Here is a 17,570-nt window from a genome sequence, read left to right on the forward strand (position 1 = left end):
GACGACGAGGTGAGTTCAGCCGGCGAGCACGGCCCAGACGAGCTTGCGGGTGCCGCCGGGGGCGAGCCATCCCCACGCGGTGCAGAGGGCGTCCACCAGCCGCAGCCCTCGCCCGTACTCCGAGAACACGTCGGGCGCGGCGGCCACCGGGACGGTCTGGCTGTGGTCGGTCACCACGCAGGCGAGCTCCGCCTCATGAGCCACCAGCCGCAGCTGCACCGCCCCGCCGCCGTGCCGCATCGCGTTCGTCACCAGCTCGGAGACCACCAGCTGCGCATCGAAGGCGACCTCGATCACCCCCCACGAAGTGAGCGTCTGGTCGACGAACTTCCTGGCCGTGGCCACGCAGGAGGGCTCGAGAGCCGTGCGCTGATGGAACGGGAACACAGCGTCGCACGCACCGGCACGACCATCCACCAGAATGGACGAGAGCCATCCTGGTGGCCGGGAACCGATGGCGGCTTGCGGCCGAGCGTCGAAAGTCGTCATTCTGGCCCCCGAAGCGCGGTCTGGTGATCCAATGCCCATCTTTACGGGGAGTACTTGCCAATGCAAGACTTTTCGTAGTTTACGGATGCGAATCGCATCTGCACGTGCAGATGATCTAGGAGCAGTGCAGTGAGCGCACAGAGCACGGAAGGGAAGCTTCTCAGCTATTCGCCGGGAAGCCCGACGGTGCTGCGAATCCTGCTCGGAACCCAGCTGCGCAGGCTCCGTACGGAGAAGGGTATCTCGCGCGAGGACGCGGGGTACTCGATTCGCGCATCTCACGCCAAGATCAGCAGACTGGAGCTCGGCCAGGTCAGCTTCAAGCAGCGCGACGTGGCCGACCTGCTCACCCTGTACGGCGTCACGGACCCCGCCGAGCGGCAGCCGCTGCTCGACCTGGCCAAGCAGGCCAACGCCCCCGGCTGGTGGCACAAGTACGGCGACGTGCTGCCCCACTGGTTCGAGGTCTACATCGGCCTGGAGGGCGCCGCCTCCAGCATCCGCACCTATGAGAACCAGTTCGTCCCCGGCCTGCTCCAGACCCCCGCGTACGCCAGGGCCGTCATCGAGCTGGCGCACGAGAAGGCCACCAGGGCGGAGATGGACCGCCGCGTGGCCCTGCGCACCACCCGGCAAAAGCGCCTGGAGAGCGGGCTCACGCTCTGGGCGGTGATCGACGAGGCCGTGGTGCGCCGCACGCTCGGCGGCCCGGACACGATGCGGGAGCAGATCACCCATCTGGTGGAGGTCACGGCCGAGCGCAACGTCACCGTGCAGCTCATGCCGTTCGAGCGCGGCGGCCACGCGGCGGCCGGAGGTCCCTTCAGCATCCTGCGCTTCCCGGAGCCCGAGCTGCCCGACGTGGTCTACATGGAGCAGCTCACGAGCGCCCTCTACCTGGACAAACCCGCCGACTCCGACCACTACATGGAGGTCATGGACCGGCTCAGCATCCAGGCCGAGACGCCGAAGGAGACCAGGCGCTTCCTGGAACGGCTCATTTCCGGATGAGCTGCTGATATCCCTGTGATCCACTCCATACCGGGATTTTTGGTCGTCCGGTATATGGAGATCAACGTGTTGCCGTATTGTCACCTCGCAAACGCGGATGCACGTGCATCCGTAAGATCGCGAGGAGCTGCCCCCATGCACGAGTTCCGGAACGGAACCCCCGCCGGCCGCCTTCCCGTCGTCTGGCGCAAGAGCAAGAGGAGCAACCCCAACGGCAACTGCGTCGAGGTCGCGAGCCTGCCCACGGGGGAGATCGCCATGCGTAACTCACGCTTTCCCGAAGGACCGGCGCTGGTCTACACCCAGGCGGAGATCACCGCGTTCGTTCTCGGGGCGAAGGACGGCGAGTTCGACGACCTCATCGTGTGAGCCGCCGCCCCCACGGACCGCCCAGGCGGGCGGCGCCCATTTCGGCCGGGGACGCTGACGGGTTTCGGTCACTTCTGGTCAGCCGCGGGTGTGCTGTGCCGGCGCCATGCGGTCAGGCGCGGCCGCCCGGGGAGCTCGGCGCGGCACCTGCAGGAGCCCGGCCGGTCTGACCGCGCGGTCGGCCCTGAGGGTCTCCTCGGGCCCTCCCCGCCTGCGGCTTCCCAGGGCGAAGGGGACGGAGACGTCCAGAGGCGGGGCCTTGAGGCCGAGCTGCGCGGCGTAGGCGAACAGATCGCCGGCCGCACGGTCTCGTCGCAGGCGGTCACGGGGAGGGGCGGGGAAGAGCCAGGGCGGGCACCCTGCGGCCCGGCGGCGGCCGGCGACCCGCGCGTGGGGCCACCGGCCGCGCGGCCGTTACCGGTAGACCCGGGGGTCGGCCTGGAGGCCGCGGGTGAGGCGGATGGTGATGAACTCGTTGTCGTCAGGCTTGCCCGGCGTGCGGCCGCTGGAGAAGGGGAAGTTGTTGTCGTCCAGCACGCCCAGCGTGCGGTCGTCGAGGATGACGACGTCCTCGATCGTCTGGAACGGGAACCTGAACGTCCCCGGGGCCCCGCCGAGACCGCGCGGGTCGGCGATGTCGAGCAGGTCGGCGACCAGGGTCTTGTCCAGCGCGCCGTCGCCGTCCCGGTCCCGCATGTCCGCCAGGTAGATGCGCTTGACCTTCGCGGCGTCGCCCTGAAGGTTGTCCCGCTCGATGATCAGGAACCGGTGGGCGTCGACCGCGATCGCGTCACCGATGGCGTGGGAGGGCGAGTCCAGCCTGTACGTCCACCGCCGCCCGGTGTAGGCCCGCTCGCGCAGGTCGAACTCGTTCATCCGCAGCGTCCCCGCCGGGTCGCCCGCGACGGTGCCCTCCAGCAGCGGGTAGAGGCGGCGGCCGTCCACGGACCTGGCCATGCCCTCGAAGCCCTTGCTGCCGCCGAGGTTGGGCTGCGCGCCGTTCAGGTTGGGGTTCTCGGGCGCGCGGACTCCGGGCAGCTCGATCGGCGCCTCCATCAGCCGGCCCTTGCGGTCGAAGTGCAGCAGGAACGGGCCGAACTCGTCGCCGATCCAGTACGTGCCGTCCACCGTGCGCACGATCGACTCGACGTCGAAGTCGGCGCCGGTGAGCGTGCGGTCCTGCCTGGTGAGCGGGAACGGCACCAGCCCGCGCGGGTCGGTCAGGTTGAATCCGCCGAGCACCTCGACCGACTTGGCCTTGAAGTCCGGCTTGACCCGGTGCACCCGCAGCAGGAAGTCGGCGCTGTTGGCCTTGGCGCCGAAGCCGTTGTCGGACAGGACCTCGAAGGTGCCGTCGTGGCGGCGCACAATGCCGCTGAAGCCCTGTACGGGCTGGCCGGGGAAGGGCGGGGTGACCCCGTTGACGGGCGCGGTGCCCAAGGACGATCCCGACGGCTCGCTGCCGGGGACGAAGGTCTGCGCGGGCAGGGAGGCGAACCCCGTCAGGGTGGCCTGCCCGAAGCCGGGCTGGGTGCCGTGACGTCCGGGGTCGGCGGCGGCGGGAGTGGCCAGGGACAGGGCCGTCGCGCCCGCGCACATCAGGATGGCGATGCGTTTCATGGCGGGCACCCTAGGGCGGGCATGTGACCAAATCCCGAACGTACGGCAACGGACGGTGACCGCCAGATGTCGGCTGGCTGTGACCTGCCCTGACGTTCCGGCCGCATGCCCCTGAGTGGCCTGCCTCCGTGAACGGCCCGCCTCCGCGCGGATGCCACCGGCGGGAGAGGGCATGGCGAAGGGCCGCATCGAGGGCGGCGGAGGTCGAAGGGGCAGCAGGGGATTGCGTGGGATCGCGGCGAACTCGCCTGATCAGGCAGTTGTCCCGACCGGGTTCGCCAGAGCCTGGACATGGAGGGCCAGGCTCTGGTTCATCGGGACAACTGCTTGATCACGCATGATGGTGACGCTGCCGGGTTGTGTCAGGCGGCGGAGATGCCGGCGCTGGCCGCGCGGCGCATGCGACGGCGACGCTCGGAGGCGCGCTCGTCCTCGTTGAGACCGCCCCACGTGCCGTACTTCTCGGGCCGGGACAGCGCGTAGTCAAGGCACTCGGTGCGGACGGGGCACTGGGCGCAGATCGCCTTGGCCTTCCGCTCACGTACGTCACGCTCGGGCTGCCGCTCCCCATCGGGGCCGAAGAAGAGCACGAGGTCCTCACCCCGGCACGCGGCATCATCCTGCCAACCCCAGCTGGGGCGCGGGCGGGCGAGCTGCCGACGTACCTGAGACATGAGAAAACCACCTTCGTGAGAGGTATTTCGGTAATTGAGCCGCATTGGACGCTTATGGCGTCTCTGTGCCAACGCAATGTCGGGCCGTGTTTGTTCCCTGTTCAGGCGAGAGCGGGCGTGGCGTACCGCACAGGCGCGAGCCTGTCCAGCGAAACCAGCCGGTAGGTGGTGATCGTCTCGGCGCAAGCCGTACCACACGGCGCTTGGAACGCCGATGGCTCAACCACAACCTGGAACCGGACGTCGCCGCAGCGCACGATGGCTTCGGTGACGTCGCCGTCCGACCTGGAGGATTCCACGGCCACCGCGCCGACGGAGCGCTCTCCCGTATGGGCTCGGGCGAAGTGCTCGACGGCCTGCAATGGCTCAGGGATGCCTGCGCGTCCCCGGTAACGGTCGAGGATGACCTCGCCCGACCGGTACGCGTTAGCCGCTGCCAGTGCAGCAGCCTGAGACATGCTGCCGTAGAAAATTCCGTGTGGCAAGCACACGAGGTTGGCGGCGTACCGATCGCCGCCAACGTGTGACGTTTCCCACACTCTGTCCGGCAGAGATTCGGCCAGTGACCGAGCGAGGGGTAGTCCAATGCGGGCGCAGCACACATTGCGCTTGGCGTGCGTGCAGACCAGAAATACCGGCTCGTCTTCAAGTATGCAGGACTCCGGGACCACTCCGGCCACGAACGCGTCCAGGTCAAGATCGTCAGGACCTGCGACGACGCCGCTCGCCAGCCAGGGACGCTCCCCGACGGCGTATGCCAATAGCACACGGATGCCCTGGTCCCGTGGGCGGGTTCGCTTGCCGGGGCGGCGGATCAGCTGGGGCCTGATACCGCGTTCGAGCGCGCGGCGGACGAGTTCGGAGATTTTTTCAGGAAGTTCGAAGCTTTCCAGGTGAGACGGCCACGTGCCGCTGTACTCGATGAGCAGCCAGAGCCGGGCTCCCACGGTGGCGCTGGCCAATGTGGGCACCTCCCCGGTGTGACACCCGGCCGGATGCTCGCAGCCCCTCGCCAACGCCTCTCTCCTCCTCGTCTCCGCCGACAGGACGCACCGCACCCGCCGCACCCGGGCATGACGGGGGCGACAGGTCGGCCCCCGGGCTCCGCCGGAGTGCGGCGCGGTAACGCATCCGCGCCCCGCCGCACTCCGGCATCGCGGGGAGGGCGGGTCAGCCCATCCCTCCCCGCGGAACCCCAGCCGGAGCGCGGCGCGGCGCGGAAGTTAATTAGGTAAGACTAGCCTAACGGATGCGGGGGATCATGCGTGGCGGATTCGCTCCAATACCTCCCGTGTCACGGGCAGAGCGCGCTCCCTGTCCTCTCTGACCAGGCCGATCCTGGTCCGCCTGTCCAGCAGGTCGCCCTCGTCGAGCGCGCCCTCGTGCTGGGTCGACCAGATCAGCTCGCCCACGGTGATGCCGAGCCCGACCTCCTCCGGGTACGCCTTGACGAGCTCGTGCACGGCCGGCGCCTCGCTGCCGTACCGCTCGGCGAGGAGCGCCGGCACACCGGACGGCTGAGGCCCGGCGCCCACGAGCGGGATCTTGCGGGTGCGGCACCGGCCCGCCGGGAGGTTTCCGATCGACACCGCTCGATCCACAGCGTCCTCGGCCATGCGCCGATATGTCGTGAGCTTTCCGCCGATCACCGTGACGACGCCGCCGCCGGACAGCACCGCGTGCCTCCGCGACAGGTCCGCCGTCCGCCCGTCGGCCCGCAGAAGAGGCCTGAGGCCCGCGTAGGCGCCCGCAACCGCCTCTCTGGTCACCTGAGTCTCGACAACCCCGTTCAGCACCTCCAGGAGCGTTCTGACGTCCTCCTCGGGGGCTTCGGGGACGTCGGGCACCGGCCCCTCCAGCGGTTCGTCGGTGAGGCCGACGTACACGCGCCCGTCGCGCTGGGGGAGAACGAGCGCGAACCGGTTGCTCTCGCCCGGTATGGGCAGGTGCAGGCCGGCGATCAGCCCCGGCAGCGTCCCGGGCCGCAGCACGAGGTGGGTGCCGCGGGACGGGCGCACGTCGGCCTGGGGGTCCAGAGAGCGCGCCCACACGCCCGTCGCGTTGATCACCGTCCGGGCGCGGATGCCGAACTCCTCGCCCGTCAGCTCGTCGCGCACCGTAGCCCCCTCGTCCGAGAGCCGCAGCGCGCGGCAGCGGGTCAGCACCCGGGCGCCGTGCGCGGCGGCCGTCCTGGCGATCGCCACCACCAGGCGCGCGTCGTCGAGCACCCGGCCGTCCCACGACAGCAGCGCGCCGCGCAGGCCGTCCGCGCGCACCACCGGCGCCAGCGTGTGCGCCCTGGCGGCACCGAGCCGCCTGGGGCCGGGCAGCAGGCGGCGCGGCGTGCGCGCGGCCGCCCGCAGCGCGTCGCCGATCCGGTAGCCGGTCATGATCAGCGCCGCCCGGCGGCGGGAGACGGCCGGGGTCAGCGGCAGCGCGAACGGGTGCGCCTTCACCAGGTGCGGAGCCGTCCTGCGGAGCAGGATCCCGCGCTCGACCGCGCTCTCGTACGCGACGTCCACCTGCCCCCTGGCCAGGTAGCGCAGCCCGCCGTGGATCAGCTTGGAGCTCCACCTCGACGTGCCGAACGCCAAGTCGTGCGCGTCGATCGCGGCCACGCTCAGCCCGCGCGAGGCGGCGTCGAGCGCGGCCCCCGCCCCGGTCGCGCCCAGCCCCACGACCAGCACGTCCACGCGTTCCTCTGCGACCTGCCGGAGTTCGCGGGCCCGTCTAGCGGCGTTGAGTGAGCTTCTCATAGGAAACCTGCTCTCATTGTGCCGCCCCACTGTGGTGCGGGGCTGAGACCGTAGCGGCGATCAGCGCGGATTTCCTATGAGCCAAGGTAGGCCTCCAGGAGGGTGGCGAGCTCGGCGTCGAGCTCGTCCAGCGTCACGGGGTCGAGCATGGTGGGCGCCGACAGCAGGAACGACTGCGCCACCAGCAGCACGGCCCTGGCCTTGCGCGGGTCGCCGACGGTCCGCTCCAGCACCTCCAGCACGGCCTCGTGGGTGGCGCCCCGCCGGTCGAGCACGTACGGCATGAGCAGTTCGGGATCCGCTTCCACGATCTTCCGCCACAGCGGGTGCGCGCGCAGCCCCCGCACCCCGGCGACGACGGCGCGCGCCGGGTCCGACATGTCCAGGCCGGCGACGACGCGCACCCACTCCCTGGTCATCAGGTCGGCGACCAGCGTGCGCACGTCGGGCCAGCGGCGGTAGAGCGTCATACGGGACACGCCGGCCCGGCGTGCCACGTCCGTGAGCGTCGTCCTGCGCACGCCGTAGGCCAGCACGCAGTCCCGTGCGGCATCCAGAACGCCGTCATTGTGACGAATCGACGTCATGTGTCACAGTGTAAGCGTGCCGAGAGAACCGATGTTGTGGTCGGGCTGGGGCGACCCCGCCCAGGCCCGCGAGCTGCCCGAGCACCTGCGGAAGCTGCTCCGCGACCTCCTGGGCGTCCGCGCCCCGCACGTCCCCGCTGCCACGCTGGAATCCGTGCGGCTGCCGCCGGTCGCCCTGCCCGCGCCGCTGCTGGAGGCGCTCGCGGCGATCGCCGGCGCCGAGCACGTCCGGACCGGGCACGAGGACAGGGTGCGGCACACCCGCGGCAAGTCCACCCCCGACCTGCTGCGCCTGCGTGCGGGAGACGGCTCCGACGCCCCCGACGCGGTGGTGCTTCCCGGCTCGCACGAGGAGGTGGCCGCGCTCTTGGAGCTGTGCGCGCGGGAGCGGATCGCGGTCGTGCCCTTCGGCGGCGGCACCTCGGTGGTGGGCGGGCTCGCGGCCGGCCGGGCCGGCTTCGCCGGCGTGATCGCGCTCGACCTCGCCAGGCTCGACCGGCTGCGGTCCGTGGACGCCGAGTCGATGGTGGCCGAGTTCGAGCCGGGCGTGCGGGCTCCCGACGCCGAGCGGCTGCTCGCCGCGCACGGCCTCACCCTGGGGCACTTCCCCCAGTCCTTCGAGTACGCCACGCTCGGCGGCTTCGCCGCGGCCCGCTCCAGCGGCCAGGCCTCCGCCGGGTACGGCCGCTTCGACGACATGGTCGTCGGCCTCACCGTGGCCACGCCTGCCGGCACCCTCGAGCTCGGCCGCGCCCCCAAGTCGGCGGCCGGGCCCGACCTGCGGCAGCTCGTGCTCGGCTCCGAGGGCGCCTTCGGCGTCATCACGTCGCTGCGGCTGCGCGTGCGCCGCGCCCCCGCCGAACGGGTCTACGAAGGGTGGCGGTTCGCGTCGTTCGCGGCGGGAACGGCTGCCATGCGGGCCCTCGCCCAGGAAGGGCCGCTGCCGACCGTGCTGCGGCTGTCGGACGAGACCGAGACGATGATCGGCCTGGCCAAGCCGGACGCGATCGGCTCGGGCGGCGGCTCGGGCTGCCTGCTGATCGCGGGCTACGAGGAACCGCCGGCGGAGGCGGGGGAGCCCGGTCGCCCGGCGGAACCGCCGGCGGAGGCGGGGGAGCCCGGTCGCCCGGCTGTGGGCTCGCCGGCGTCGGCCGCCGGGCGGCGAGGTGCGGTCGCCGCCGTGCTGGCGCGGATGGGCGGGGAATTCCTGGGGGAGGAGCCGGGGCGGGCGTGGGAGCGCGGGCGTTTCTCCGCGCCGTACCTGCGCGACTCGCTCCTCGCGGCCGGCGCCACCGTCGAGACGCTGGAGACGGCCGGGTTCTGGGCCGGCCTGCCCCGGCTCTACGACGCGGTGCGGCTCGCCCTGGTCGGCGCCCTCGGCTCGCCGCTGGTGATGTGCCACGTCTCGCACGTGTACGAAACCGGCGCCTCGCTCTATTTCACCGTCGTGACCCCGCAGGAGGACGACCCGGTCGCGCAGTGGGAACGGGCCAAGGCTGCGGCGAACGCGGCCATCGTCGAGGCGGGCGGCACGATCAGCCACCACCACGGGGTGGGGCGCGACCACCGTGACGCGTACGCCGCCGAGGTCGGACCGCTCGGCGTGGCCGTCCTGCGGGCGGTCAAGTCGGCGCTCGACCCGGCCGGCATCCTCAACCCCGGCGCGCTGATCCCCCACGCCGACACGGTCTCGGACGGGTAGCCGGTGCGGGCCGGAACGGGCTAGTCGTCCGGCTGCGGAGGGATGCCGTCGGCCTCGGCCAGCGTCGCGGCGGCCTCGCTGTAGCGGTGGAGGCCCTCCAGCGCGGCGGCCAGACAGTGCAGCGAGACGACCAGCGGGGCGCCGCCCACCGACCGGGTGAGCGCCACCGCCTCCAGGGCCAGCGGCAGCGCCTCCACGGCCCGGCCCCGCTTGAGCAGCAGCTTCGCCGCCGTGCGCAGGCAACGTGCCAGCAGCGCCGTGTGCTCGCCGGGGGACTCCCTGGCCAGGGCCCGGCTCCTCGCGACGGCCTCGCTCACGACTTTGAGCGCCGCGCGTCCCCACCGGGGGCGACTCTGCGCATATGCCAGCAGACCCTCGATGGCCTGCGCCTCTGAAGTGCCTTTCCTGGTCGCGTCGTCCGGGCCGTTCCGCGTCATCGGACCTTCTCCGTGGATATTCCGGCCTTCGGGCCGGACAGGAAACGGACTCCCGCAATGGCGGGACGGAGACGGGCGGTTCGCCGGCAGGCGGGACGCACCCGTCAGAGTGCGGACCGGTTTTCTCCCTTCGGGGTCGTGTAAATGTGCGCAACCGCAGGTCGGGATCGTTCCGCGACCGCCTGCGTCACGCGTCCCAACCGCTTGCTTGGGGGGTTGAGGTTACACCATGGCGAACATCGTGTGTTCTGTGCTGTACGGAGAGTTCAGGGTGCGCGAATGGAAGATCGCGGTAAAGATGTGGTCATGGTGGATGTCGCGGCCGAGCGCGGAAAAGAGCTTTCCTCACGGGTGTCGGAGGCGGGGGCCGGGTGGGCCTGCACGCAGGTCGGCACGTTCGCCCAGCTCAGACCGGATGACAATGGATTCAGTTGGCTGAATTTAGCGACGCTGTGGCGCTCGCGCAACGAGATCCTCGCCGGGTTGTTCGGTGATCCGTCAGGGGAGGTCCGGGCGCGCTGGGTGGCGGCTCAGGAAGAACGTGGGATTGACCCGGAATTTCGTATCAAGCCCCCTGTCGGTGGAAATTTCAGTTTCCTTCTGCTCGGTGATACAGGCGAGGGCGACGCCTCCCAGTACGCCGTCGTTCCCGGCATGCTGAAAGTCGGCGCCGGAACGTCGTTCGCCATCGTCGCGAGCGACGTCGTCTATCCCACGGGATCGGGCAACGAGTACGGCGACAAGTTCTTCCGCCCGTACAAGGACTATGACGCTCCTATCTACGCGATCCCCGGCAATCACGACTGGTACGACGGGCTCGGCGGCTTCATGCGGGTCTTCTGCGACGCGCCGCCGCTCAAGCCCAAGCCCGACCGCGGCCTGCGCGGGCTGCTGTGGCGCAAGCCGGAGGCCGTCGACGAGGCGCGGCTGGCCGAGGCGCGCTCGCTCAGGGGCAAGCCGTCGCAGCAGGCCACGCAGCCGGCCCCGTACTGGGTGATCGAGAGCGACAGCCTGCTCATCGTGGGCGTGGACACCGGCATCAGGAACGAGATCGACAAGGCGCAGACCGCCTGGCTGCGGCGCGTCTCGCTCGACCCGAGGCCGAAGATCCTCGTGACCGGCAAGCCCATCTACACCGCCAACGCGTACAAGCCGTCACGGCTGGAGGAAGGCGGCACGATTGACGACATCGTGCGCGACCCGGCGCACCGGTACGTCGCGGCCATCGGCGGCGACGTGCACAACTACCAGCGCTATCCGGTCAAGGTGGGCGACCGGGTGATCCAGTACGTCGTGACGGGCGGCGGCGGGGCGTTCATGCACGCCACGCACACGATCCGACGCGTCGACGTGGCGGGCGTGCACGAGGACGACTTCAGGTGCTACCCGCTGCGCGGCGACTCGCTGTCCTTCTACAGCCAGCTGTACGCCCGCAGGCTCCGGATGAAGTGGCTCTACCTCACTCCCGACGAGGCCCTGTGCATCATGTCGGAGCAGATCAAGAACGAGCCGGTCAGGACGCCCACCGGAACCGTGAAGATCACCCGCCGGATGCGGTGGGCGGCGCGGCTGCTCGGGTCCTGGCCGTGGCCGCTGCGGCTGCCCGTGGACCGGGTGTTCCACCGCTACCTGTCCGAACTGTCCGACTGGGACACTCCGCCGTTCTTCAAACAGTTCCTGCACATGTCGGTGACGCCCGAAGAGCTGACGCTGCGGTGCTTCGCCGCCACCGGGTGCCTGCCGCAGGAGCTGGAGCCGCCGGTCGAGGACGAGGTGCGCATCAGTCTGGCGTAGCGGTTTTGTCGGGGCCGTTTGGCACCCTTGACAGGGTGTACGTCGTGGTCGCCGGAGAGACGGTGCTCCCGGTCGGGGGCGCGGCCCGCCATACCGCCGACCTGGCGGGCGCCGTTCGGGAGATCGAGGCGGCCGAGCGGCCGCGGTGGGTCTGGGCCGACACGCGCGAGACCTATCCGGACCTGCTGCGGGCCGGGGTGCGGGTCTCGCGCTGCCACGACCTCGCGCTCACCGAGGGCCTGCTGCTGGCGTACGAGGGCCGCTATGGCGAGAGCCGCTCGGCCCGGGCCGCCCACGCCCGGCTGCACGGGCTGCCCGTGCCCGAGGAGCAGCCGAGCGCGCCCGGCACGCTGTTCGCGCCCGAGCCGCTCGGCGCGGAGGCGGTGGCCGAGGTGCTGGCCGACCAGCTGCGGCGGATCGAGGCGCTTGCGGAGCCGGGAAGGTTCAGGCTGCTGGTCGCGGCCGAGTCCGCGGGGGCGCTCGTCGCGGCCGAGATGTCGCACGACGGCATGCCGTGGCGCCGTGACGTGCACGACGCGCTGCTGACCGAGCTGCTCGGGCCGCGGCCGGTGCACGGCATGCGGCCCGCCAAGCTGCAGGCCCTGGCCGACGAGGTGGCGGCGGCGTTCGGGCATCCGGTCAATCCCGACTCCGTGCAGCAACTCGTCAAGGCGTTCAAAGGGGCGGGGGTGGCGCTGAAGACCACCCGGTCGTGGGAGCTCAAGCAGATCGACCATCCGGCCGTGGCGCCGCTGCTGGCGTACAAAGAGCTGGCCCGGCTCCACAGCTTCCACGGGTGGGCGTGGGCCGATCAGTGGGTGCGGGGCGGGCGGTTCCGGCCCGAATACGTGGTCGGCGGGGTCGTGTCCGGGCGGTGGGCCACCAGCGGGGGCGGTGCGCTGCAGATTCCCAAGGTGATGCGGCGGGTGGTGGTCGCCGACGACGGGTGGGTGCTGATCGTCGCCGACGCGGCGCAGCTCGAGCCGCGGGTGCTGGCCGCGATGGCCGGAGACGTGGGTCTTGCCAGGGCCGCCGGGGAGATCGACCTGTACTCGGCGCTGGCGAAATCCTTCGGCGGGCAGCGCGACAACGCCAAGATCGCGATGCTGTCCGCCATGTACGGCGGCACCAGCGGCGACGCGCCCAAGCTGCTGGCGGTGATGCGGCAGCGGTTTCCCCGGGCCTACCAGTTCGTCGAGGACGCGGCCAAGGCGGGGGAGGAGGGCCGGCTCGTGCGGTCCTGGCTCGGCCGCACCAGCCCGCCGCCGTCGTCGCGGTGGCGTGAGCTGGTGTCGGGGCCCGAGGGCGGGCGCGCGGCGCGGGACCGGGGGCGGTTCACACGTAACTTCGTGGTGCAGGGCACCGCGGCGGAGTGGGCGCTGGCGCTGCTGGCGGTGTTGCGCGGGCTGCTGCCGGAGCCGGCGCGGCTGGTGTTCTTCCAGCACGACGAGGTGATGGTGCACTGTCCGCTCGAGCAGGCCGAAGAGGTGATGGCGGCCGTGTCGGCGGCGGCGGAGGAGGCCAGCAGGCTGTTGTTCGGGTCGACGCCGGTGCGCTTCCCGATGGAGGCGGTCGCGGTCGCCTGCTACGCCGACGCCAAGTGACCGCCGCCTTTCCACCCCACCGCTCACACGCCTCCGCCGGCCCGGCCCTCGACCGGCGTGCGGGGCCGCCCACCAGCGGGGCGTCGCCGCTGCGGGAACTGTGTCGTCGTGGGGATGGCGCTGCGTCGCGATGATGCCGTGCCTTACGGCGGTGGTGTGGTGGGTGCCTGGCGGCGTGTGGCGCGGTGGTGCTGTGCGGGCCGCGTTGTCCGCCGGTGGCACCTCTGGGATGTGCCTGGCCGCGCGGCGGCAGGGCGGCGGGGGCTGCGGCCGTAGGGCGGCGGGGGCTGCGGCGGTGGGTGTGGGCTGGGCGTTGTGGCGGGTCGAAGGCGTGGTGGGGGTCAGGGGCGGGGGCGGGTGGTGGTGAGCCAGAGGGCTGCCAGGGTGACCATGATGCCGACCACCAGACCGAGGGCGCCGTACGACAGCGTGCCGACGATGGCGCCGGCGACGATCGTGCCCGTGGCGCCGCAGACGTTCATCAGCAGGTCGGACAGTCCCTGGACGGCGGGGCGGCGGTCGATGGGGACGGACTCCGCGACCAGGGCGGAGCCGGCCACCAGGCCGCACGACCAGCCGAGGCCGAGCAGCACCAGCGCCGTCGTCACCTGCCACACCCGGTGACCGGCCGTGCCGGCCAGCACGGCCGCGGCCAGGAGCAGACCCATGCCGAGCAGCAGCACCGGCACCTTGCCCGCCTTGTCCGCCAGCCAGCCCACGACCGGCGAGAACATGTACATGCCGGCGATGTGCAGGCTGATCACCAGGCCGATGACGTCCAGGGTCGAGCCGTCGTGGTGGAGCTTGACCGGGGTCATCGACATGACGGACACCATCGCCGTGTGACTGACGGCGATCATGACCAGCGCCCGGCCGGCCATCGGGGTGGTGCGCAGGGTCTGCCAGGCGGTCCTGATCGTACGGTTGCGCTGGGGCCCCGGATCCTCGGCGCCGTCGAGGCTGCGGGCCAGCGTGAGCGGGTCGGGGCGCAGGAAGCCGATGATGACGACCAGCGCCAGCGCGAAGGCGAGCGCCGCGAACGCGAACGGCCCCGCCTTCTCCACCAGCCCGAGCCGCATGCTGATCCGGTCGGCGGGCTCGGCCAGGTTCGGGCCGGCGACGGAGCCGATCGTGGCGGCCCAGACGACCAGCGACAGGTGCCTGGCCGCGTGGCCCTTGGGCGACAGGTCCGTCGCCGAGTACCGCGCGGCCAGGCCGCCCGCGCTGCCGCCGCCCACCAGTACCAGCCCGGACAGCAGCAGCGGCCACGTCCGCAGGCTGATCGCGGCCACCGAGATCGCGCAACCGGCGAGCGCCGCCACGTACGCCAGCGTCAGGCCCGCGCGGCGCCCGCCCTTCCCGGAGGCCTTGGCCGTCGGCAGCGCCAGCAGCGCCGCGCCGAGCACGGTGGCCGTCCCCGCGAACCCGCTGATCACCGTCGACCCCGACAGCTCGTCGACCACGACCGAGCTGAGCGCCAGCCCGACCGCGACTCCCACGCCGCCCATGATCTGCGCCGCGGAAAGCACGGCCAAGGTGCGGCGTTGGACGATCCGGATCTGATCAGCAGGGGAGACAGCGGGCTTTGTGGGGGTGCTGGTCACCTGTGAAGTCTCGCATAGCCCCTAACATCACCCCAAAGGGGACAGTGGCCCTTTTTCCTCGGGAATGCCGTTTTTTATGACGTTCTGCCGACGTCAGACGGCGTCAAGCGGCGTCGGGCGATATCTCGGAGAATCTCAGAGAACCTTAGAGAACCTCAGACAATCTCAGAGAATCTCAGAGAATGGTGATGGAATCTCCGACGGCGATCCGGCCGGGCCCGTCCGGGATCAGGTTGATGCCGAACCAGACCTTGCCATCCCATTTGCGATGCCGGGACAACGTCCTGATGGGCTCCTTGCCCTTCGTGTACGTGGCCGTGTCGATCGTGGTGAGCACGCACCGGTCGCATCCCTTGCTGACGCGGAAATCCACCTCGCCGATGCGCACCCGCTTCCACTCGTCCTCCGCGAACGACGTCGCGGCGCCGTCCACCACCACGTTCGGCCGGAACCTGCGCATGGGCAGCGGCTCCGGCGCCTCCTCCCCGCGCTCCAGCGCCCCCTCGACGATCCAGTCGTTGAGCCGCGCGAGCGAGGCGGTGGACGTGAGCAGGAGCGGATAGCCGTCGGCCAGGCTGACGCGGTCCTCCGGGTGGCCGTACTCGGGATTGACCGGGCGCCGGGTCGGGTCGTCGAGCCACTTCAGCCTGACTGGCTGGCCCGCCAGCTCCGACAGCCACCGGGCCGCGTCGTCCCCGCAGTCGGTCAGCTCCACTGGCGTGCGCCACACGTCCACGGTGGACGTCCAGCTGTCCGGGACGACCGGCAGCGGGGCGGCGTGCGGGCCGGTCAGCGTGAGCGTGCCGCCGTCCAGTACGGGCACGCAGGCCAGGAGCCGTGGCTCCTCGCGGGCGGTGAGGACCTTGCCCTGCTCGTCGACGATCAGGTAGCGCCGGTCGCCCGCCAGCCCCCAGGGTTGCACCTCCGCCTCAGGGAGGTCGTGGCCCGCGGTGGACTTGACGGGGTAAAAGTGGATGCTCGCCAGCTTCATACGCCCGACCGTATCTCAAGGGTTCCGGCCGCCTGCGGCACGGCGGTTTCCGTACGGTGCAGGCGTGCGGCAAGCGCCACCACGGCGAGGGAGACCGCGCCGACCGCGGCGCCGATCCAGGCGACCGACGGGTAGCCGAAGCCCGCGCCGATGGACAGCCCGCCGAGCCAGGGGCCGATGGTGATGCCGACGTTGAAGGACGAGACGTTCACGGCGGCGGCGAGCGTGGGCGCGTTCTTGGCCAGGGCGAAGACGCGGGTGTTCAGCGTGGGGTTGGTCCCGAAGCCGAACGCGCCGAGCAGGAAGATCAGCGGGATGGCGAGGAACGGGATCGGAGCGCTCAGGGCCAGGGCCGCCGAGGTGACGACGAGACCGGTGATCCCGGTGAAGAGGGAGGGGAACGGGCGGGCGTCCGCGGTCCTGCCGCCGATGGTGATGCCGATCAGCGAGCCCAGGCCGTAGACGGCCAGCACGGCGGGCACCCAGGCCGGGTCCAGGCCCGTGGTGTCGACGAGCAGCACGCTCAGGTAGCTGAAGGAGGCCAGCAGGGCGGTGGTCGTGAGCGCGGTGATGCCGCAGGAGAGCCAGAGCCTGGGGTTGGCCATGGCGCGCAGCTCGACGGCGACGCGAGGGCCTTCCTGGGCGCGGGTTCCGTCACCCGAGGCGGCCTCGGTCTCCCGCCGGCCGCCCGGGATGGTGGCGAGGAGACCCGCGCCGGCGAGGGCCGACAGGGCCGCCACGGCCCAGAACGCCGCCCGCCAGCCGAAGTGCTGGCCGATGACGGTGCCGAGGGACAGGCCGATGATCGTGGCGACCGTCAGCCCGCCGGCGAGCACGCTCATCGCCTTGCCGCGGGCGTTCGCGGGGACCAGGCCGATCGCGGTGCTCGCGGCCACGGCCCAGAAGCCGGCGTACACGAAGGCCCCGACGACCCTGGTGGCGAACAACAGGCCGTAGCTCGTCGTCAGCGCGCCCACGACATGCGACAGCGCGAAGATCGCGAGGAACGTCAGCAGCGCCGTACGGCGCGGCCAGCGCAGCGTGACGATCGCCAGCACCGGTGCCCCCACCAGCATCCCGATCGCGAACGCCGAGATGAGCAGCCCGGCCTGCGGCACGGACACGCCCAGGTCGGCGGCCATCTCGGGGAGCAGCCCGGCCAGCATCAACTCCGACGTGCCCTGAGCGAAGATCGAAAAGCCCAGGACGTACACCACCAAGGGCATGGCGGATCCCTTCCAAGTTTTAGATCGATCAGTTCAAAATTCGGGCGCGAAAAAATCAGAACGCGTCCAGCGCGGTACGCGCGACGGACTCGAGCGCAGCCCGGTCGGCGCCGCCGCGAGCCATCACGCGCAGCCCGCTGACGGTGGCGAAGACGAACCGCGCGAGCGCGAGCGGGTCCTTGCCCGCGTCGATCTCGCCCCGTGCGCGGGCGGTCTCGATCGCCGAGCGCATCAGCTGCGCCCGGAGGTCGTTGTCGCGGCGCAGCAGCTCGGCGATCTCCGGATCGCGCGGGCCCAGCTCGATCATCGAGTTGACCACCATGCAGCCGATCGGATCGTCCGGCTCGGGCTCCACCGCCCACCACAGCACGGTCCGCACCTTCGCCTTGAGCGGCAGGTCGCCGTCCATCAGCTCGGCGAGCAGGGCGTTGCGCTCGTCCATGTAGTGCCGCAGCGCCTTGTGGAACAGGTCGTGCTTGCTGGCGAACGTGTTGTAGATGCTGCTGCGCCCGAGCCCGGTGGCCGCGCACAGGTCCTGCGTCGAGGTGGCCTCGTAGCCGGCCGTCCAGAAGGCCCGCATGGCCGCCTCGACCGCCCGGTCCTCCTCGAACTTCCTCGGTCGCGCCATATCGGTCACGTTAGCATGTTTTGGACTGATCAGTGCAATACCCGTGAGCGGGAGCGGCGCCACAGTGGCCGGCGTGCG

Annotated in this window: 16 protein-coding genes; 5 read left to right on the forward strand and 11 right to left on the reverse strand. The window is 71.2% G+C overall.

All coding sequences use genetic code 11. The features are described 5' to 3' along the window. Nucleotides 1-15: 15 nt before the first annotated feature. On the reverse strand, nucleotides 16-387 hold the full coding sequence (locus ID574_RS03645) for an ATP-binding protein (protein ID WP_188187305.1): 372 nt from the start codon (nucleotides 385-387) through the stop codon (nucleotides 16-18). Between the two features lie 231 nt (nucleotides 388-618). On the opposite strand from ID574_RS03645, the gene ID574_RS03650 reads away from it, so the two are divergent. Together ID574_RS03650 and ID574_RS03655 are read left to right on the forward strand one after the other, a co-directional pair. Next, complete coding sequence (locus tag ID574_RS03650; protein WP_188187306.1) at nucleotides 619-1,500, forward strand: helix-turn-helix domain-containing protein; 882 nt, start codon at nucleotides 619-621, stop codon at nucleotides 1,498-1,500. 135 nt (nucleotides 1,501-1,635) lie between these two features. Next, the gene (locus tag ID574_RS03655) at nucleotides 1,636-1,869 is read left to right on the forward strand and encodes a DUF397 domain-containing protein (protein ID WP_188187307.1); all 234 of its coding nucleotides are present in this window, start codon (nucleotides 1,636-1,638) and stop codon (nucleotides 1,867-1,869) included. A gap of 414 nt (nucleotides 1,870-2,283) precedes the next feature. Here the strand turns inward: ID574_RS03655 and ID574_RS03660 are convergent, their stop codons facing one another. The 5 genes from ID574_RS03660 to ID574_RS03680 form a co-directional block, all read right to left on the reverse strand. After that, the gene (locus tag ID574_RS03660) at nucleotides 2,284-3,489 is read right to left on the reverse strand and encodes an esterase-like activity of phytase family protein (RefSeq protein WP_223166333.1); all 1,206 of its coding nucleotides are present in this window, start codon (nucleotides 3,487-3,489) and stop codon (nucleotides 2,284-2,286) included. A gap of 362 nt (nucleotides 3,490-3,851) precedes the next feature. Next, nucleotides 3,852-4,163, reverse strand: coding sequence for a WhiB family transcriptional regulator (locus tag ID574_RS03665; RefSeq protein ID WP_101784355.1), 312 nt, complete (start codon nucleotides 4,161-4,163; stop codon nucleotides 3,852-3,854). A gap of 101 nt (nucleotides 4,164-4,264) precedes the next feature. Beyond that, entirely contained in the window at nucleotides 4,265-5,134 is an 870-nt protein-coding gene (locus ID574_RS03670; protein ID WP_223166334.1) for a sucrase ferredoxin, read from the reverse strand. 288 nt (nucleotides 5,135-5,422) lie between these two features. Then, on the reverse strand, nucleotides 5,423-6,919 hold the full coding sequence (locus ID574_RS03675; protein ID WP_188187309.1) for a glycerol-3-phosphate dehydrogenase/oxidase: 1,497 nt from the start codon (nucleotides 6,917-6,919) through the stop codon (nucleotides 5,423-5,425). Nucleotides 6,920-6,993: 74 nt separating this feature from the next. Then, nucleotides 6,994-7,506 carry a TetR/AcrR family transcriptional regulator gene (locus ID574_RS03680; RefSeq protein WP_188187310.1) on the reverse strand — a complete coding sequence of 171 codons (513 nt, stop codon included), beginning with the start codon at nucleotides 7,504-7,506 and terminating at the stop codon, nucleotides 6,994-6,996. Nucleotides 7,507-7,537: 31 nt separating this feature from the next. Here ID574_RS03680 and ID574_RS03685 point away from each other — a divergent pair, with 31 nt between their 5' ends. Next, on the forward strand, nucleotides 7,538-9,208 hold the full coding sequence (locus ID574_RS03685; protein ID WP_188188268.1) for an FAD-binding oxidoreductase: 1,671 nt from the start codon (nucleotides 7,538-7,540) through the stop codon (nucleotides 9,206-9,208). A 20-nt stretch (nucleotides 9,209-9,228) separates the two neighbouring features. On the opposite strand, the gene ID574_RS03690 is transcribed toward ID574_RS03685, so the two are convergent. Next, nucleotides 9,229-9,645, reverse strand: coding sequence for a hypothetical protein (locus tag ID574_RS03690; protein WP_188187311.1), 417 nt, complete (start codon nucleotides 9,643-9,645; stop codon nucleotides 9,229-9,231). 522 nt (nucleotides 9,646-10,167) lie between these two features. Between ID574_RS03690 and ID574_RS03695 the strand changes: the two genes are divergently transcribed. Beyond that, complete coding sequence (locus tag ID574_RS03695) at nucleotides 10,168-11,439, forward strand: metallophosphoesterase family protein (RefSeq protein WP_223166504.1); 1,272 nt, start codon at nucleotides 10,168-10,170, stop codon at nucleotides 11,437-11,439. A gap of 35 nt (nucleotides 11,440-11,474) precedes the next feature. Further along, nucleotides 11,475-13,043: a bifunctional 3'-5' exonuclease/DNA polymerase gene (locus ID574_RS03700; RefSeq protein WP_188187313.1), complete on the forward strand. Its 1,569-nt coding sequence runs from the start codon at nucleotides 11,475-11,477 to the stop codon at nucleotides 13,041-13,043. A gap of 341 nt (nucleotides 13,044-13,384) precedes the next feature. Here ID574_RS03700 and ID574_RS03705 read toward each other — a convergent pair whose 3' ends face one another. The 4 genes from ID574_RS03705 to ID574_RS03720 form a co-directional block, all read right to left on the reverse strand. Continuing rightward, nucleotides 13,385-14,647 carry an MFS transporter gene (locus ID574_RS03705; RefSeq protein ID WP_223166335.1) on the reverse strand — a complete coding sequence of 421 codons (1,263 nt, stop codon included), beginning with the start codon at nucleotides 14,645-14,647 and terminating at the stop codon, nucleotides 13,385-13,387. Nucleotides 14,648-14,822: 175 nt separating this feature from the next. Continuing rightward, on the reverse strand, nucleotides 14,823-15,638 hold the full coding sequence (locus ID574_RS03710) for an MOSC domain-containing protein (RefSeq protein WP_188187314.1): 816 nt from the start codon (nucleotides 15,636-15,638) through the stop codon (nucleotides 14,823-14,825). Continuing rightward, nucleotides 15,635-16,864: a Cmx/CmrA family chloramphenicol efflux MFS transporter gene (locus ID574_RS03715; protein ID WP_188187315.1), complete on the reverse strand. Its 1,230-nt coding sequence runs from the start codon at nucleotides 16,862-16,864 to the stop codon at nucleotides 15,635-15,637. Before ID574_RS03715 ends, ID574_RS03710 begins: the two co-directional genes overlap by 4 nt. A gap of 55 nt (nucleotides 16,865-16,919) precedes the next feature. Continuing rightward, complete coding sequence (locus ID574_RS03720; RefSeq protein ID WP_188187316.1) at nucleotides 16,920-17,492, reverse strand: TetR/AcrR family transcriptional regulator; 573 nt, start codon at nucleotides 17,490-17,492, stop codon at nucleotides 16,920-16,922. Nucleotides 17,493-17,570 lie beyond the last annotated feature (78 nt).

Origin of the sequence: Nonomuraea sp. SYSU D8015 (assembly GCF_008065375.1) — a bacterium.
Classification (GTDB): Bacteria; Actinomycetota; Actinomycetes; order Streptosporangiales; family Streptosporangiaceae; genus Nonomuraea.

What these genes read in the sequence shown, in the direction of transcription:
- ID574_RS03655 (WP_188187307.1), top strand. Translation starts at nt 1,636, where the DNA reads ATGCACGAGTTCCGGAACGGAACCCCCGCCGGCCGCCTTCCCGTCGTC.
- ID574_RS03660 (WP_223166333.1), bottom strand. Translation starts at nt 3,489, where the DNA reads ATGAAACGCATCGCCATCCTGATGTGCGCGGGCGCGACGGCCCTGTCC.
- ID574_RS03665 (WP_101784355.1), bottom strand. Translation starts at nt 4,163, where the DNA reads ATGTCTCAGGTACGTCGGCAGCTCGCCCGCCCGCGCCCCAGCTGGGGT.
- ID574_RS03675 (WP_188187309.1), bottom strand. Translation starts at nt 6,919, where the DNA reads ATGAGAAGCTCACTCAACGCCGCTAGACGGGCCCGCGAACTCCGGCAG.
- ID574_RS03680 (WP_188187310.1), bottom strand. Translation starts at nt 7,506, where the DNA reads ATGACGTCGATTCGTCACAATGACGGCGTTCTGGATGCCGCACGGGAC.
- ID574_RS03685 (WP_188188268.1), top strand. Translation starts at nt 7,538, where the DNA reads ATGTTGTGGTCGGGCTGGGGCGACCCCGCCCAGGCCCGCGAGCTGCCC.
- ID574_RS03690 (WP_188187311.1), bottom strand. Translation starts at nt 9,645, where the DNA reads ATGACGCGGAACGGCCCGGACGACGCGACCAGGAAAGGCACTTCAGAG.
- ID574_RS03710 (WP_188187314.1), bottom strand. Translation starts at nt 15,638, where the DNA reads ATGAAGCTGGCGAGCATCCACTTTTACCCCGTCAAGTCCACCGCGGGC.
- ID574_RS03715 (WP_188187315.1), bottom strand. Translation starts at nt 16,864, where the DNA reads ATGCCCTTGGTGGTGTACGTCCTGGGCTTTTCGATCTTCGCTCAGGGC.
- ID574_RS03720 (WP_188187316.1), bottom strand. Translation starts at nt 17,492, where the DNA reads ATGGCGCGACCGAGGAAGTTCGAGGAGGACCGGGCGGTCGAGGCGGCC.